Genomic DNA, 16,584 nt, shown 5'->3' with positions numbered 1-16,584 from the left:
GTGCATTTCCATATTGAAATCACATATTTCATCTTTGAAATGGTGTGCGCCCGGGCGGTAACGTCACATCCATACAAATCAAGGGGTTACGTCCACTCGATTGGGTGGCCCGCTTCCTGCTCTCTTAGGCCAATCTTTCTGGAGCCACACATGAGCACAACCCATCGACACCCCACCAGCGCCGGCGCCAAGTTCCGTGCTGCCGTGGCCGAATCCCAACCGCTGCAAGTGGTGGGCGCCATTACCGCCTACGCTGCCAAGATGGCCGAGCAGACCGGCTTCAAGGCCGTGTACCTGTCGGGCGGCGGCGTGGCGGCCAACTCGCTGGGCATTCCGGACCTGGGCATCAGCACGATGGAAGACGTACTGATCGACGCCCGCCGCATCACCGACGCGGTGCAGATCCCGCTGATGGTCGACATCGACACCGGCTGGGGCGGCGCCTTCAACATTGCGCGCACCATTCGCTCGTTCATCAAGGCGGGTGTGGCCGCCGTGCACCTGGAAGACCAGGTTGGCCAGAAACGCTGCGGTCATCGCCCCGGCAAGGAAGTCGTTTCCACCGACGAAATGGTCGACCGCGTGAAGGCCGCCGTGGATGCCCGCACCGATGACGATTTCGTCATCATGGCCCGCACCGATGCCGCCGCCTCCGAAGGCATCGACGCCGCCATCGAGCGCGCCGTCGCCTACGTGGAAGCGGGCGCCGACATGATCTTTCCGGAAGCCATGAAGACGCTGGACGACTACCGCCGCTTCAAGGCCGCTGTAAAAGTGCCCATCCTGGCCAACCTGACCGAGTTCGGCAGCACGCCGCTCTTTACCACCGACGAACTGCGCAGCGCCAACGTGGACATTGCGCTGTACTGCTGCGGCGCCTACCGCGCAATGAACGCTGCGGCGCTCAACTTCTATCAGACCGTGATGCGTGACGGCACCCAGAAGGCGGCCGTGGAAACCATGCAGTCGCGCGCCGATCTGTACCAATATCTCGGCTACCACGCGTACGAAGACAAGCTCGACGCGCTGTTTGCCGCACAGAAATAACGCCTACAGACTCAACGCATCCAAGGAGACCACCACCATGAGCGAAGCCGATAACAGCACGCCGAACGCCGGCGCTTTCAAGCCGAAGAAATCCGTGGCCCTGTCGGGCGTGACGGCCGGCAACACCGCCCTGTGTACCGTTGGCCGCACCGGCAATGACCTGCACTATCGCGGCTACGACATCCTCGACCTGGCCGGGGCGTGCGAGTTTGAAGAAGTCGCCCACCTGCTGGTGCACGGCAAGCTGCCCAACAAGGCGGAACTTGCTGCCTACAAGGCCAAGCTGAAGGCATTGCGCGGCCTGCCCGCTAACGTGAAGGCCGCCCTGGAATGGGTGCCCGCCTCCGCCCACCCGATGGACGTGATGCGCACCGGTGTGTCGGTGCTGGGCACCGTGCTGCCCGAAAAGGACGACCACGCCACCCCCGGCGCACGCGACATCGCGGACCGCCTGATGGCATCGCTCGGCTCGATGCTGCTGTACTGGTACCACTACAGCCACAACGGCAAGCGCATCGAAGTCGAAACCGACGACGACTCCATCGGCGGCCACTTCCTGCACCTGCTGCACGGCGTTGAACCGTCGCAGTCGTGGGTCGATGCCATGCACGTCTCGCTCAACCTGTATGCCGAGCACGAGTTCAACGCATCGACGTTTACCGGCCGCGTGATTGCCGGCACGGGCTCGGACATCTACTCGGCCATCACCGGCGCGATCGGCGCGCTGCGCGGCCCGAAGCACGGCGGCGCCAATGAAGTCGCCTTCGAAATCCAGAAGCGCTACGACACCCCGGACGAGGCCGAAGCCGACATCCGCCGCCGCGTGGAAGCCAAGGAAGTCGTGATCGGTTTCGGCCACCCGGTGTACACCGTGTCCGACCCGCGCAACAAGGTCATCAAGGAAGTGGCGCGCAAGCTGTCGAAGGAAGCCAGCAACACCAAGATGTTCGACATTGCCGAGCGCCTGGAAACCGTGATGTGGGACATCAAGAAGATGTTCCCGAACCTGGACTGGTTCAGTGCCGTGTCGTACCACATGATGGGCGTGCCGACCGCGATGTTCACCCCGCTGTTCGTGATCGCGCGTACGTCCGGCTGGGCAGCGCACATTATCGAGCAACGCATCGACAACAAGATCATCCGCCCGAGCGCCAACTACACCGGCCCCGACGACCTGAAGTTCGTACCGATCGGCAAACGCCCGTAAGAGAACGCCACCGCACGCACTCAGACGGTTTGGCCTTTGACGTTCCTGCCCTATGCGGCGCCTTGAATTTTTGTTGCAAGGAGGAAAAAAGAAGGGGAACTGTCTGAGCGCAGCGAGTTTTCCCCTTCTCCTCCTTGCGACATAAATTCAAGGAGGGGGTCGCCGCATCGGGCGCGCCTTTCTTTGCTTACTTTCTTTGGCAAGACAAAGAAAGTGAGTCAGCCCCGGCAGGGGATGAAACAAGGGATGTACCACTACCATGAACACCACCCACCGCAAACCGCTCCCCGGCACAAAGCTCGATTACTTCGACGCACGTGAGGCTGTGGAAGCCATCCAACCGGGCGCCTACGACAAGCTCCCCTACACCTCCCGCGTCCTCGCCGAGAATCTGGTCCGCCGCTGCGACCCGGCCGCGCTCACCGACTCGCTCAAGCAACTCATCGAGCGCAAACGCGATCTGGACTTCCCCTGGTTCCCGGCGCGCGTGGTCTGCCACGACATCCTGGGCCAAACCGCGCTGGTCGACCTCGCCGGCCTGCGCGACGCCATTGCCGACCAGGGCGGCGACCCCGCCAAGGTCAACCCGGTGGTGCCGGTGCAGTTGATCGTCGACCACTCGCTGGCCGTAGAGTGCGGCGGCTTCGACCCGGATGCCTTCGCCAAGAACCGCGCCATTGAAGACCGCCGCAACGAAGACCGCTTCCACTTCATCGACTGGACCAAGCTCGCGTTCAAGAACGTCGACGTGATCCCGGCGGGCAACGGCATCATGCACCAGATCAACCTGGAGAAGATGTCGCCCGTCATCCAGGCGCACGACGGCGTGGCCTACCCCGACACCTGCGTCGGCACCGACAGCCACACGCCGCACGTGGATGCGCTGGGCGTGATCGCCATCGGCGTGGGCGGCCTGGAAGCCGAAAACGTGATGCTCGGCCGCGCCTCGTGGATGCGCCTGCCGGACATCGTCGGCGTGGAGCTGACCGGCCAGCGCCAGCCCGGCATCACCGCCACCGACATCGTGCTGGCGCTGACCGAATTCCTGCGCAAGCAGAAGGTGGTGGGCGCCTACCTCGAGTTTTACGGCGAAGGCGCTTCCAAGCTGACGCTGGGCGACCGCGCCACCATTTCCAACATGGCCCCCGAGTACGGCGCCACCGCGGCAATGTTCTCGATTGACGACAACACGCTCGACTACCTGCGCCTGACCGGCCGCACCGACGAACAGGTCAAGCTGGTGGAGACGTATGCCAAGACCGCAGGCCTGTGGTCCGACACGCTCAAGAACGCCGAATACGAACGCGTGCTGCGCTTCGATCTGTCGAGCGTAGTGCGCAACATGGCCGGCCCGTCCAACCCGCACGCACGTGTGGCAACGACCGACCTGGCCGCCAAGGGCATCGCCGGCAAGTGGGAAGAGACACCGGGCCAGATGCCCGATGGCGCGGTCATCATCGCCGCCATCACGAGCTGCACCAACACCAGCAACCCGCGCAACGTGATTGCCGCAGCGCTGCTGGCGCGCAATGCCAATCGCCTGGGCCTGACCCGCAAGCCGTGGGTGAAAAGCTCGCTGGCGCCGGGCTCCAAGGCCGTGGAGCTGTATCTGGAAGAAGCCGGCCTGAAGCACGAACTGGAGAAGCTGGGCTTCGGCATCGTCGCGTTTGCGTGCACGACCTGCAACGGCATGAGCGGTGCGCTGGACCCGAAGATCCAGCAAGAGATCATCGACCGCGACCTGTACGCCACCGCCGTGTTGTCGGGCAACCGCAACTTCGACGGCCGCATCCACCCGTATGCCAAGCAGGCGTTCCTCGCCTCGCCGCCGCTGGTGGTGGCCTACGCGATTGCCGGCACCGTGCGTTTTGACATCGAGCGCGACAGCTTCGGCACCGATGCCAACGGCAAGCCGATCCTGCTGAAAGACCTGTGGCCGACCGACGAAGAGATCGACGCCATCGTGCGCGCCTCGGTCAAGCCGGAGCAGTTCCGCAAGGTGTACATCCCGATGTTCGAGCAGCGCAGCGCATCCGTTGCCAACGTGAGCCCGCTGTACAACTGGCGCCCGCAGAGCACCTACATCCGCCGCCCGCCATACTGGGAAGGCGCGCTGGCCGGTGAGCGCACGCTCAAGGGCTTGCGCCCGCTGGCGGTGCTTGGCGACAACATCACGACCGATCACCTCTCGCCGTCCAACGCCATTCTGGCCAGCAGCGCCGCCGGTGAATACCTCGCCAAGATGGGCCTGCCGGAAGAGGACTTCAACTCGTACGCCACGCACCGCGGCGATCACCTGACCGCCCAGCGCGCGACGTTTGCCAACCCGACGCTCATCAACGAAATGGCCGTGGTGGACGGCGCGGTGAAGAAGGGCTCGCTGGCACGCATCGAGCCCGAAGGCAAGGTGACGCGCATGTGGGAAGCGATCGAAACCTACATGGACCGCAAGCAACCGCTGATCGTGATTGCCGGTGCCGACTACGGCCAGGGCAGCTCGCGCGACTGGGCCGCCAAGGGCGTGCGGCTGGCCGGCGTGGAGGCCATCGTGGCCGAAGGCTTCGAGCGCATCCACCGCACGAACCTGATCGGCATGGGCGTGTTGCCGCTGGAGTTCAAGCCGGGCACCACGCGCCTGACGCTCGGCATTGACGGCACCGAAACCTTTGACGTGATCGGCGAGCGCAAACCGCGCACCGACCTCACGCTCGTCATCCACCGCAAGAACGGCGAACGCGTGGAAGTGCCCGTCACGTGCCGCCTGGACAGCGATGAGGAAGTCTCGATCTACGAAGCCGGCGGTGTGCTGCAGCGTTTCGCACAGGACTTCCTTGAGTCTTCCAAGGAGGCAGCATGAGCCATCCCGCGCAAGTGAAGATTCCCGCCACCTACATCCGTGGCGGCACCAGCAAGGGCGTGTTCTTCCGTCTGCAAGACCTGCCAGAGGCCGCTCAGCAGCCGGGCGCCGCGCGTGACGCCTTGCTGATGCGCGTGATCGGCAGCCCCGACCCGTACGGCAAGCAGATCGACGGCATGGGTGGCGCCACGTCGAGCACCAGCAAGACGGTGATCCTCAGCAAGAGCACGCGCCCGGATCATGACGTGGACTACCTGTTCGGTCAGGTCTCCATCGACAAGCCGTTTGTCGACTGGTCGGGCAACTGCGGCAACCTCTCCGCAGCGGTCGGGCCGTTCGCCATCAGCAACGGCTTGGTCGATGCAAGCCGTGTGCCGCAGAACGGCACCGCCATCGTGCGCATCTGGCAGGCCAACATCGGCAAGACCATCATTGCGCACGTGCCCATCACCAACGGCGCGGTGCAGGAGACGGGCGACTTTGAACTGGATGGCGTGACCTTTCCGGCGGCGGAAGTGCAGCTCGAATTCCTCGACCCGGCTGCCGAGGAGGAAGGTGACGGCGGCGGTGCGATGTTCCCCACCGGCAACCTCGTCGACGACCTGGAGGTGCCCGGCGTGGGCACGCTCAAGGCGACGATGATCAACGCGGGCATCCCGACGATCTTCATCAACGCAGAGGCCATCGGCTACACCGGCACCGAGCTGCAGGACGCCATCAACGGCGATGCGAAAGCGCTGGCGATGTTCGAGACCATTCGCGCGCACGGCGCCGTGCGCATGGGGCTGATCAAGAGCATTGAAGAAGCCGCCACGCGCCAGCACACGCCCAAGGTGGCGTTCGTCGCGCCGCCGAAGGACTACGTGGCATCAAGCGGCAAGAAAGTCGGCGCAAGCGATGTGGACTTGCTGGTGCGTGCGTTGTCGATGGGCAAGCTGCACCACGCAATGATGGGCACGGCAGCGGTCGCCATCGGCACGGCGGCGGCCATTCCTGGCACGCTCGTCAACCTGGCGGCAGGCGGCGGAGAACGTGGCGCGGTGCGCTTCGGGCATCCGTCGGGCACGCTGCGCGTGGGCGCGGAAGCCAAGCTCGTTGACGGCGAATGGACCGTCACCAAGGCCATCATGAGCCGCAGCGCGCGCGTGTTGATGGAAGGCTGGGTGCGCGTGCCGGGCTGAAGGCTGACCACGCATGCAAAGCAAAACCGCCGCATCCGGCTGACGGCTGGATGCGGCGGTTTCTTTTTTCTCTCGGAACTCAGGTTGCGCCGGTGTTCTTCAGGCCGAGCACCTCGATCGACGCAATCTCGGGCGGTGAGGCCAGCAGCTCGGCCGCGTTGGCCATGAGCGCCTTGGCGATCGGGCCGTCCAGATGCGCTTGGCGGTCTTCCTCACTGGCAAAGGCATCGAAGATGCCGAATACGTTGGGCGCAAGGCGCAGCGCAAACCAGATCGGGGTGGTGGTTTCCTGGTTGGCCATTTGCAGGCCGGCCGAAAGAAAATCGGCCACTGCCTGTTCCTTGCCCGGTTTGGCAATGAGTCGGGCGAACAATGCGTACTGGATCATTGAAGTCTCCTGATACGCGCGGAAGAGCGCGCGGTCAGGCGTACTGTATGCCGAAAGCAGCGGGCCGCGTCATACGAACACGCGTACGAGCCGTTCCGCACGCGGCTGAAATGGCTCGATGACGGGCCAAGCGCACAGGCCGGCCCGCCATGTTGCATCCGCTCAGTGGTGCAACGCGCCGCCTACTGTGGTCAGTGCGCCACCCACAGCGCCCGTGACGGGCGCAAGCGGCGTCGCAGCCCCGGTGGACGTGAGCGAAGTGCCGACGCTGGTGACGAGCGAGCCGACCGGCGCGGTCGCACCCCCTGCCGTCGTACCGCCGCCGGCTGCACCGCCCAAGGCACCCGTCACACCCCCCAGCGGATTGCTGCCGCCTCCCACGCCGCCCACTGCGCCGGTGGTCGGTGCCAGCGGGTTGGCCGCCGTTGCGCCGCCCGGCGTGGAGGTCACCCCGCCCAACGCAGCCACCGTGTTGCCCGTGGCCGTGACCACACCGCCCAAACCGGAGACGACCGGCGCGTTGGTCGCCGTCAGTGACGTGCCCACATTCGCTACGCCGCCGCCCACCGTCTGCAGCAGGTTGGTTGCCGGAGCGCCCAGGCCTGTCGTGTTACCCAGCGTCTGCGTAGCGGTGGTCACCTGCGAAGTGAGCGGTACCACAGCGGAACTGAGCTGCTGCGTGACCTGCTCTACCGGCCCGGTCGACAGCGCCGTGCCGAGCGTGCCGCCCGCGCCGGCCACCGCTTGCCCGACCTGCGAAACCGCGCCACCCACCGGTGACGTGACCGGCGAAAGCGGCTGCAGCGGCCCCGACCCGAGACTGCTGACGAGCGCACCCGTGGCATCGACGGTGTTGCCCACTTGCGTCACCACGTTGCCAGTGCTCGATACCGTGGTGCCGATCGGATTCGGGTTGGTACCGATGCTGCCCAGGCCCGACTGCACGCCGGTGCCCAGAGCCGACACCGTATTGCCTACGTTGTCGACCACATTGCCCAGGGCCGATGCCCCCGGTAGATTGCTGCCGCCGATGGTAGAGCCGAGACCGCTGACGGCATTGCCCGTGGCCGTCAGCACGCCGCCGCCCTTGTTCGCCACGTCGCCGGTGGGCGTGGTGGACGCGGTAGTCGTCGTGCCACCCGAACCGTTGGAACCGGAGCCACCGCCATTGTTGGCCGAACTTCCGCCGCTCCCAGTAGTGCCGCTCATATCGCCCGAGCCCGAACTGGCGCAACCGCCCAGCACAAGCAGGCCGGCCAAGGCCGCCGAAACCAGGGTCCCTCGTTGCAATGTCTTCATGTCTGCCTCCCGTTTCAAATATGCGCTTGATAATGCGCGCAGCCCCGCCCTACTCGGTGTTTTATCGGTGCATCCCACGATTAACCTGGTGGCACGTTCAAGTTCAGTCTATTAACCGAGTCGAAGGCAATTGCAAACATTGTCAAACGCCGAAAACCTGGTCATGACGCCAATCTGCATCAGAAGATGCCCGCCGGACGCGGTGTCACCATGACGCAAAGGTTCGCGCGCTGACGCGCTCGGACGATTATGTTTGAAGGCTTTGCTCTAAATTACTCAAAATGAGTTAAATCCATGACCCGGTGTTATCTCGAAGCCATTCGAAAAACCGGCAGGCGCGGCATTGAAAGCCCTGGGGCGCGAATCGGCAGCGCGACGCTTTGCGCAATGCCGATCACGCAGCATCACAAGTGAATGACCGGAGCGCTCGATCAACCGCGTGGGCGCCCGCTTTTTGGGGCGCGATGTTTAAGCCGATCAACCGCTGCGCCGCGTCAGCCGAGCCGGACTTGCGCCACGGCTTCGCGCCATTGCGTGAACCGCTGGGCACGCGCCTGCGCATCGCCGTCGTCGCGGCCGTAACGCAGGGCGACGTAGCCGGCGGCGGCATTGCGCAATGCCTGCGCCGCTTGCGGAAACTGCGCGGCAGCGCGCTCGGCGTAGGCCATCGGGCCTTCGGCAGCGCCGCGCGTGCAACCATGTCGCGCCAGCCGGTCACACAACCGCTGCCACTGGGCCTGCACGGGATCAGGCTTGGGCTTGCGCTGCTGCCAGAGGAGCGGCAGCGCAGCGAGCAGGAACAAACCCGACACGCCCCATAGCACCGCGCGCGGGTCCGCCGCATCGAGCCCCAGCCACGCGAACAGGCGCGCCTGGCGGTTGCGGTCATAGCCGAGCACCCAGCTGTTCCAGCCGCTGATCAGGCCATCCAGCCCCCACCGCACGCTGCGCAGCCAGCCGGGTTCTTCTGCGCGGCGCGAGCGGAATTCACTCGCGGGCACGGCGGCGGCCAGGCCACGTTCGACGCGTTGCGGCGCGACGGCGGCGGTGGGGTCCACGCGCACCCAGCCGCGCCCGTCGAGCCACACCTCAGCCCAGGCATGTGCATCGGACTGGCGCACGATGATGTCGCCGCTCACGGCGTTCACCTCACCGCCGAGGTAGCCCACCACCACACGCGCCGGCACGCCCGCCGCACGCATCAGGAAGACGAAGCTGCCCGCGTAGTGCTCGCAGAAACCGCGGTGCGTGCGGAAGAGGAAATCGTCGATCTGCTGATCCTGCAGCGGTTCCGGCTCAAGCGTGTAGGCAAACGGTGCGCTGCCAAACAGCTTGAGTGCGGCAGATACGCGCTCGGCAGGCGGCAGCGCTGCCCATTGCGCTGCCAGCGCACGCGCTTGGCCGTTGCCCGGCGGCAACGCCAGCGCCATCTGCTGCGTGAGCGGGTCGAGCGGGCGGGCGTCGTCGGCGCGATTGCGCTCCGGCAACCGCGAGCGCGCGTGATACCGCACACGCTGGTCGACCGGCTGCGTGCTGATGAATTCGCCGTCGATGCTGCGGCCGGTGCCGTCGCGCGCCTCGATCGACTGGCCGCGATCGAGCGCAAACAGCCAGCGCTGGCGCGTCGGTTCCAGCGTAATGTTGTAGTCGAACACGCCGGGCGCACCGCCGGTTGCGTCCGCAGAATTGGGTACGCTTTCAGCTGCGGGACGTTGCCGCATTGACGCGGCCGTCCATGTCTGGCCATCGAAACGCCACAGCACCATGCCGCGCCAGTAGAGCGTGTCGAGCGGTGGCGGCGCGCCGACAAAATCGACGCGGAAGGCAAGCTCATCTGAGAGGATCAACTGGCCGACGGAGCCGGGCGCCATGCGGTCCGACAGGCCGCTGACGGCGGTGTCGGCAGTTTGCGGCAGGCGCCACAGGGGATGATCCAGCCGGGGGAACAGCAGGAACAGCACCGCCGCGCACGGCAGACCCATGAGTACCAAACGCGCCAGCACGCGCACCGGCGACACGCGCGCACGCGCCTGCGGATGCAGCAGCAACAGCCAGTTGCGCAACAGCAGCGCCACGGTCGCCAGCATGGTGGCGGCCAGCCACGGCGGCTGGTCGAACAGCACCTGCGAGAGCAGCAGGAAACAGCACAACTGCGTAACCAGCACGCCGTTGCGCACCGTGTGCGATTCCATCAGCTTGAGCACGAGAAACGCGCCAAGCAGCGCCACCGACAAGTCCCGCCCGATGTTTCCGCCGGTGCGCATGGCGAGCGCCAGCGTCACGACAAGCGTGGCGACGCCCGTCAGCCCCAACACCCATTTGCCAGGTAACGGCGCGCGCCGTACCCACAACAGCGCGCGCCAGAGCAGCAGCACGCCGAACACAGCGCAGGTCACCAGCGGCAGCGCACGCAGCAGCGGCGCGAGCACGACGGCAAGCTGAGCGATCAGCCAGCCGTGCTCGCGATGGGTCAGCGCACGGGCGGAGCCAAAGGCGGCCGCTTCGGTGCCGATGGTGGCAGTGGTCATGTGACTTCGCCTTCGGCTTCCGGCATCGCCGGCTTACCCCACAACGCCAAGGCACGCAAACACGCATCCCGATGCGCGACACCGCGTGCCGGGCCGATGACAACACCAGGCAGGCTCAGCGTGTACTCGGGCTCATCGCCGGCGGGCGCGTGCTCGGCTGCCAGCACCCAGGCGCACAGGCGCGACAGGCGTTGTTCAACGTTCATCGACGGTGGCAGCGCTTCCCACGCGAGCACACATTGCGCGTGGCGCACTTGCTGGCCGGTGCGGCTCATCCATGTGTCGAGCCGCGCGCTGTGCTTCCACGCAATGCTGCGCAGTGCGTCGCCGGGGCGGTAAGTGCGCAACTGGTCTGCGGCTTCTTCGACGTGGGTGCGGGCGGCGCGCGTGTCGTCTTCGTCGCCAGGGTCGGGCGCAAAGCTCGCCGGCAGCGGCGGAGCGGAGGGCTCCGGCGCGGGATAGACGAGCAAGGTCAGCGGCGCATCGGCATAGCTCCACGCGCGAAACAGGCCAAGCGGAAAACGCGTCGACACCGTCAGGCGCGGCACCTTGAACCAGCCGCGCGGCTGATCGGCGAAAGACAGCGCGGCCACGATGGCGTCCTGCGCGTCGAGCGAGGTTTCCACGGCAGCGGCTTGCGCGGCGCTCACATCCACACCCACGCGCGCCCACGGGGTGACGTTGGCCAACGCCACGCTCACATTCAACGCATGGCCTGCAAACACCGCTTCGCCCGCCGCGCCGCGCACTTCCAGATCGACAAGGTTGCGATGCGTCTGCCACATGGCGGACGCGCCCACGCCGGCCAGCACGAAGGTCAGCAGAAAACCCAGGCTTACGTTGTAGTTGAGCGAGGTGAGCAGCATCACGACCAGCAGCAGCGCAAAGCCGCCGCCGGCCGCGGTGGGCAGGATGTAGACGTGATTGCGGTCCAGGCGGATGCGGCCTTCGCGTGGCGTGCGCGGCCGCTGCAGAAAGCGTTGCACGCGTGCCCGTGCAAAGCGCACGCCGGGCAGCATTGCCAGGCCGGCACCGAGCAGACGCAACGGCGCGAGCAGCAGAGAACTCAATCGCGCCATGGCGCTGCCTGCTTAGGGGATGGCGACCGTATCGAGCAGCCGCTGCGCCAGCGCGGTCGCCGACAGCGTGCCGCCCGTCGGCAGCAGGCGATGCGCCGCCACGGCCTTGAACACGGCTTGCACGTCTTCGGGCAGTACGGCATCGCGGGCATCGATGAGCGCCCAGGCGCGCGCCGCGGCCAGCAATGCCAGCCCCGCACGCGGCGACAGGCCCATCTGCACCTGCGCATCTGTGCGCGTGGCATTCACCAGCGCGAGCACGTAGTCGACCAGCGCCGGCGCCACGTGCACGGCATCGGCGGCGGCCTGCAGCGCAACCACTTGCGCAGCCGTCAGCACGGCTTCGATGTCCTGCGGCGCACCGCCCCCTAGATACAGCGCACGCTCCGAGCTTTGATCGGGATAACCCAGCGAGAGCCGCATCGTGAAGCGGTCCAGCTGCGACTCCGGCAGCGGATGCGTGCCGATCTGGTTCAACGGGTTCTGCGTGGCGATCACGAAGAACGGCTCGGGCAGCGAATACGTCGCCCCGTCATGCGTGACCTGCCCTTCGGCCATCGCTTCGAGCAGCGCGCTTTGCGCCTTGGGCGTGGCGCGGTTGATTTCATCCGCCAGCACCACCTGCGCGAACAGCGGCCCCGGGTGGAATTCGAACGCGCCCTTTTCTTTTACATAAATCGACACGCCGATCAGGTCGGTGGGCAGCAGATCGCTCGTGAACTGCACGCGCTGATATTGCAGCCCGAGCGTACGGGCCAGCGCATGCGCCAGCGTGGTCTTGCCCACGCCCGGCAGGTCTTCCAGCAACAGATGCCCGCGTGCCAGCAGACACGCCAGCGCCAGGCGGATCTGCAGCGGCTTGCCGAGCACGATGCGATCAAGCGCGCGTTGCGCCTGCGACAACGCCGCCGGCAAGGTCAGCGGCGTGGCGGGCGTCGTACGAACGGGAGAGAGCGGGACTTGGTTGGGCGTCATCGAGGTGCAGCCGAGGCAACAATGCCAGCGAGTGTAGCGGCATCGCACGACACCCGTGCGCCCATGTTTCGCGTGCGTGAGCGCGCTACAACATCAGTCCGGTTTGCGCGCGGGGATAGCCGCATCGAGCAACACGCGTGCCGTGCGCGGCAGGCTCTTGATAAGGCGCGGTGCATCGGTGCCGAAGGTCTGGCTGGCCGTATAGCCGCCTTCGATCAGGAAAGCGAGGTCGTCGGCCAACGCATCGGGGTCGGTCGCGCCGGCGGCCTGGGCGCGGTCCCGCAGGCGGGCGAGCAGCAGCGCCTTGTTGTGCTGGACAAACTGCCGCGCCGGATGCGTCATGCCCGGAAACTCCGCCGCCACATTCACAAACGGGCAGCCCCGGTAGCCGGGGCGCGAAGCGCGTTCGGAGACATCGATGAAGAACTGCAGCAGTTGCGCGCGCGCATCGTCGGGGTGCTTGGCCACGCTGGCGTTGAAGTAACCCCAGAAGCTCTCGTCGCTGCGCTCCAGGTACGCGATGACGAGATCGTCCTTCGACTTGAACTGCCGGTACAGGCTCATCTTGTTGACGCCGGCCTTCTCCACCACCGCTTCGACGCCCACGGCCCGCACGCCTTCGTAGTAAAACAGCTGACGAGCCGCCTCGAGCAGGCTGGCGTGCGCGTCCTCACCGCTGATGCGGCGCGGAGCCGGTTTCGGTTGATCACCGGTGTCAACGGTGGAAAGTGCGCGAGGTCCGCGACGGGCGGCGGTGGCCATGGTGGTGCTCCTGCAGGCGCGGCGGGAGGCAAACCCCCAGCCACGCCGGTGTCATTCGAATGCTGCTTGACATGTTACCGACCGGTACCTACTATCGCAACCACGTTGTTACCGACCGGTAACGAATGCGATATTGTCGCCCCCACAAGAATCGAATCGAAGAAAGAATCGAAACCATCGGACACCTCATGCAGCGACTTGCCCGCCTCATCGCCCCACGTTTTCACTACAGCTGGCTCGCGCTGGCCGTGGTGTTCCTGATCCTGCTGTGCGCGGCCGGCACGCGTGCCACGCCCAGCGTGATGATGCTGCCGCTCGAGCACGAATTCGGCTGGAGCCGCAGCACGATCTCGCTGGCCATCTCGATCGGTATTGCGCTGTACGGGCTGACGGGGCCGTTTGCTGCGGCATCGATGCAGTATTTCGGCATCCGCCCGACGGTGCTCGGTGCGCTGGCGGTGCTGGTGGCGGGCACGGCACTCTCGGCGATGATGCATGCGCCGTGGCAGATGGTGCTGCTGTGGGGCGTGATGGTGGGCGGCGGCACGGGCGTGGCGGCCATCACGCTGGGCGCGACGGTAGTCAACCGCTGGTTCACTTCGCATCGCGGGCTGGCCATGGGCATCCTGACGGCCAGCTCGGCGACGGGGCAACTCGTGTTCCTGCCGATGATGGCGGCGGTGGTCGAGCATTACGGCTGGCGCCCGGTGGTGCTGATCGTGGCCGGCGTGCTTGCGCTGCTATTGCCGGTGGTATGGCTGCTGCTGCCGGAATCGCCCAAGAGCGTGGGCCTGCGCACGTATGGCGAACCCGCCGATGCGCCGGAAGCCGCCCAAGGCCCGCGCGCGAACCCGATCACCCTGGCCATGCAAACACTCGTGCAGGCGGCCCGCAAGCGCGATTTCTGGCTGCTGTTTGCGAGCTTCTTCATTTGCGGGGCGAGCACCAACGGCTACATCGGCACGCACTTCATCGCCATGTGCGCAGACCACGGGTTCTCCGAAGTGAAGGGCGCAAGCCTGCTCGCTGCGATGGGGATCTTCGATCTGGTCGGCACCACGCTGTCGGGCTGGCTGTCCGACCGCTACAACAGCCGCGTGCTGCTGTTCTGGTACTACGGCCTGCGCGGGCTGTCGTTGATCTACCTGCCGTATGCGTTCGGCTTCGAGTTCTTCGGCCTGCCGGTGTTCGCCGTCTTCTACGGCCTGGATTGGATTGCCACCGTGCCGCCCACCGTGCGCCTGACCAACGACGTGTTCGGCAAGGCCGCCGCGCCCATCGTGTTTGGCTGGATCGTCGCGGGGCACCAGTTGGGCGCGGCATTCGCCACGCTGGGTGCGGGCATGATGCGCGCCTCGCTGGGCAACTACACGCTCGCTTCCATGATTTCGGGCGGGCTGTGCGTGGCGGGCGCCTTCCTGGTGCTGCGCATTCACCGCACGCCCAAGAAGGACGCCGAGCGTGCGGGTCAACCGGCTACCGCGTAATCAAGGTTTCAGGAAACCGTACCTGCCCAGCACCGCCTGGCCCGCCGGCGAAAGCACGTAGGCCACGAAGTCGGCCGCCTGCTGCGGCTGTTTCGTGCCCGACGTCACGGCGATCGGGTAGGTGAGCGGCACATCCAGCGGCACGGTGCTCGCCACCTTCACCTTGTCGGCGGCGATGGCGGCATCGGTCGAGAACACCAGGCCGGCCTCGACCTCGCCGCGCGACACATAGTCCAGCGCCTGGCGCACGTTCTGCGCCAGCACCGCCTTGGCCTCCATCGGCTCCCACAGCTTGGCCGCTTCCAGCGCACGCTTGGCATAGCGGCCCACCGGCACCGACGCCGGATTGCCGATCGCGACACGCTTCACGTCGGGCCTCGTCAGATCGGCCAGCGCATGTACGGGCACCGTGCCGGTGGCCGGCACGATCAGCACGAGTTGGTTGGCGACAAAGTCGCGGCGCGTCTCCGCCTTGATGACCCTCTCAGCCACCGCCTTGTTCATCGCTTCCTGGTCGGCGGAGGCAAACACGTCAGCCGGGGCGCCCTTCACGATCTGCTGCATCAGCACGTCCGACGCGCCGAAGTTGAGCACAACCTTGGTGTCCGGATGCAGCCTTTCGTACTGCTGGGCGATCGTCTTGAAGGCGTTGGTCAGGCTGGCGGCGGCAGAGACAACGAGGTCCGCCGCCCGGGCTGGCGCTGCAAAACCCAGCGACAGCGCGGCGACCAAGCCAATGGCGCGCACGTGCGCGCGAACCGAGAAACGTTGCATGAAAAATCCGGAAGTGGATGAATAACCGATCGTAATATACGAGTCGATATAACGCTTGGTCAACGCGCGACCGGAATGCCGGATATCACGCGCGCACCATGGAGGCTTCAGGTGCGTTCGGCGCGGGCGGCTTCGTCAATGCAATCGGCAAGCCGCCCCGCAATGGGTTGGCGGCTATGGCGCGGGCGCTCGATCAGGCCGATCTCGCGGTAGAACGTGGCGTCGCCCAGGCTGACGGCGCGCGTGCCGGACGGCCAGGTGCCTTGTGCGGCGGTTTGCGGGGCCAGTGCCACGCCCTGCCCGCGCGCCACGAGTTGCGTCATGCCTTGCAACTCGTCGAGTTCGATCACGTCGTGCGGGGTGATGCGCTGGTCGCGCAGGAACTGGTCGACGCGGCGGCCGCCGAACGAGCGGCGGTCATAGCGGATGAACGGTTGATGTGCGAGCACCGCGCGCCAGTCGTCGCCGGGCACGGCGGCAGGCACCAGCAGCACGAAGGGCTCGGCCACCAGCGTGCGCCATTCCAGATCGGCCGGGACCGCAAACGGGGGGCGGATCAGCACGGCCAGGTCGATCTCGCCGGCATCCACCAGCCCGAGCAGGTCAAGCGAGACACCGGGCACGATGCGCGCACGGCAATGCGGGAATTCGCTGCGAAACTGCACCAGCGCATCCACCAGAAACGACGTCTGCACCGAAGCAATCGCGCCAATACGGACCAGGCCGCGCTGCTCGTTGCCGCCGGCCTGGTCGCCCAGACGGTCATACAGCGTGACGATGTGTTCAGCCAGGGCCAGCGCATCGCGCCCGGCGGCGTTGAGCGTGGCCGAGCGGCCCGTGCGATCGAAGAGTTGAAAGCCGAGCGATTCTTCCAGCCGCTGGATCTGCGCGCTCACCGCCGACTGCGTGAGGCCGATGCGCTCGCCCGCGCCCGCAAACGTGCCATGCCGGGCGACGGCGATGAAAGTCTTGAGTTCTCGAAGCATGGGGCACGCGGATC

The 16,584-nt window shown here is 66.1% G+C and carries 13 protein-coding genes; 5 read left to right on the top strand and 8 right to left on the bottom strand.

The annotated features are described in order from the left end of the window. Nucleotides 1-150 precede the first annotated feature (150 nt). The 4 genes from prpB (at nucleotide 151) to prpF (ending at nucleotide 6,292) form a co-directional block, all read left to right on the top strand. Nucleotides 151-1,047: a methylisocitrate lyase gene (gene prpB, locus ACUXH0_RS02375; RefSeq protein ID WP_004632269.1), complete on the top strand. Its 897-nt coding sequence runs from the start codon at nucleotides 151-153 to the stop codon at nucleotides 1,045-1,047. A gap of 37 nt (nucleotides 1,048-1,084) precedes the next feature. Next, nucleotides 1,085-2,254, top strand: coding sequence for a bifunctional 2-methylcitrate synthase/citrate synthase (prpC, locus tag ACUXH0_RS02370; RefSeq protein ID WP_004632271.1), 1,170 nt, complete (start codon nucleotides 1,085-1,087; stop codon nucleotides 2,252-2,254). Nucleotides 2,255-2,513: 259 nt separating this feature from the next. Then, on the top strand, nucleotides 2,514-5,111 hold the full coding sequence (acnD, locus tag ACUXH0_RS02365; RefSeq protein ID WP_182593527.1) for a Fe/S-dependent 2-methylisocitrate dehydratase AcnD: 2,598 nt from the start codon (nucleotides 2,514-2,516) through the stop codon (nucleotides 5,109-5,111). Further along, a complete protein-coding gene (gene prpF / locus ACUXH0_RS02360) occupies nucleotides 5,108-6,292 on the top strand; it encodes a 2-methylaconitate cis-trans isomerase PrpF (RefSeq protein ID WP_182593528.1) in 1,185 nt (394 codons plus the stop codon). The genes acnD and prpF overlap by 4 nt, the downstream gene beginning before the upstream one ends. 79 nt (nucleotides 6,293-6,371) lie before the next feature. On the opposite strand, the gene ACUXH0_RS02355 is transcribed toward prpF, so the two are convergent. The 6 genes from ACUXH0_RS02355 to ACUXH0_RS02330 all read right to left on the bottom strand — a co-directional run bounded on the left by ACUXH0_RS02355 (nucleotide 6,372) and on the right by ACUXH0_RS02330 (nucleotide 13,323). Next, nucleotides 6,372-6,680, bottom strand: coding sequence for a putative quinol monooxygenase (locus ACUXH0_RS02355; protein ID WP_004632276.1), 309 nt, complete (start codon nucleotides 6,678-6,680; stop codon nucleotides 6,372-6,374). Nucleotides 6,681-6,842: 162 nt separating this feature from the next. Next, nucleotides 6,843-7,979, bottom strand: coding sequence for a collagen-like triple helix repeat-containing protein (locus ACUXH0_RS02350; protein ID WP_182593529.1), 1,137 nt, complete (start codon nucleotides 7,977-7,979; stop codon nucleotides 6,843-6,845). A gap of 494 nt (nucleotides 7,980-8,473) precedes the next feature. Next, entirely contained in the window at nucleotides 8,474-10,507 is a 2,034-nt protein-coding gene (locus ACUXH0_RS02345; protein WP_182593530.1) for a transglutaminase TgpA family protein, read from the bottom strand. Continuing rightward, on the bottom strand, nucleotides 10,504-11,586 hold the full coding sequence (locus ACUXH0_RS02340; RefSeq protein ID WP_182593531.1) for a DUF58 domain-containing protein: 1,083 nt from the start codon (nucleotides 11,584-11,586) through the stop codon (nucleotides 10,504-10,506). The genes ACUXH0_RS02345 and ACUXH0_RS02340 overlap by 4 nt, the downstream gene beginning before the upstream one ends. Before the next feature lie 12 nt (nucleotides 11,587-11,598). After that, the gene (locus tag ACUXH0_RS02335; protein WP_004632283.1) at nucleotides 11,599-12,561 is read right to left on the bottom strand and encodes an AAA family ATPase; all 963 of its coding nucleotides are present in this window, start codon (nucleotides 12,559-12,561) and stop codon (nucleotides 11,599-11,601) included. A gap of 93 nt (nucleotides 12,562-12,654) precedes the next feature. Further along, nucleotides 12,655-13,323: a TetR/AcrR family transcriptional regulator gene (locus tag ACUXH0_RS02330; protein WP_182593532.1), complete on the bottom strand. Its 669-nt coding sequence runs from the start codon at nucleotides 13,321-13,323 to the stop codon at nucleotides 12,655-12,657. A gap of 188 nt (nucleotides 13,324-13,511) precedes the next feature. Between ACUXH0_RS02330 and ACUXH0_RS02325 the strand changes: the two genes are divergently transcribed. Then, nucleotides 13,512-14,810 (top strand): MFS transporter, encoded by a 1,299-nt coding sequence (locus tag ACUXH0_RS02325; RefSeq protein ID WP_182593533.1) that lies wholly within the window; start codon nucleotides 13,512-13,514, stop codon nucleotides 14,808-14,810. Here the strand turns inward: ACUXH0_RS02325 and modA are convergent, their stop codons facing one another. Together modA and ACUXH0_RS02315 are read right to left on the bottom strand one after the other, a co-directional pair. Continuing rightward, the gene (gene modA, locus ACUXH0_RS02320) at nucleotides 14,811-15,584 is read right to left on the bottom strand and encodes a molybdate ABC transporter substrate-binding protein (RefSeq protein WP_182593534.1); all 774 of its coding nucleotides are present in this window, start codon (nucleotides 15,582-15,584) and stop codon (nucleotides 14,811-14,813) included. Nucleotides 15,585-15,691: 107 nt separating this feature from the next. Further along, nucleotides 15,692-16,570 (bottom strand): LysR family transcriptional regulator, encoded by an 879-nt coding sequence (locus ACUXH0_RS02315; RefSeq protein WP_182593535.1) that lies wholly within the window; start codon nucleotides 16,568-16,570, stop codon nucleotides 15,692-15,694. Nucleotides 16,571-16,584 lie beyond the last annotated feature (14 nt).

It is taken from the genome of Ralstonia sp. 110700041-2 (genome assembly GCF_056280165.1).
Note: the sequence above shows the minus strand (reverse complement) of the source record. Positions and strands in the feature narration are given on the sequence as shown.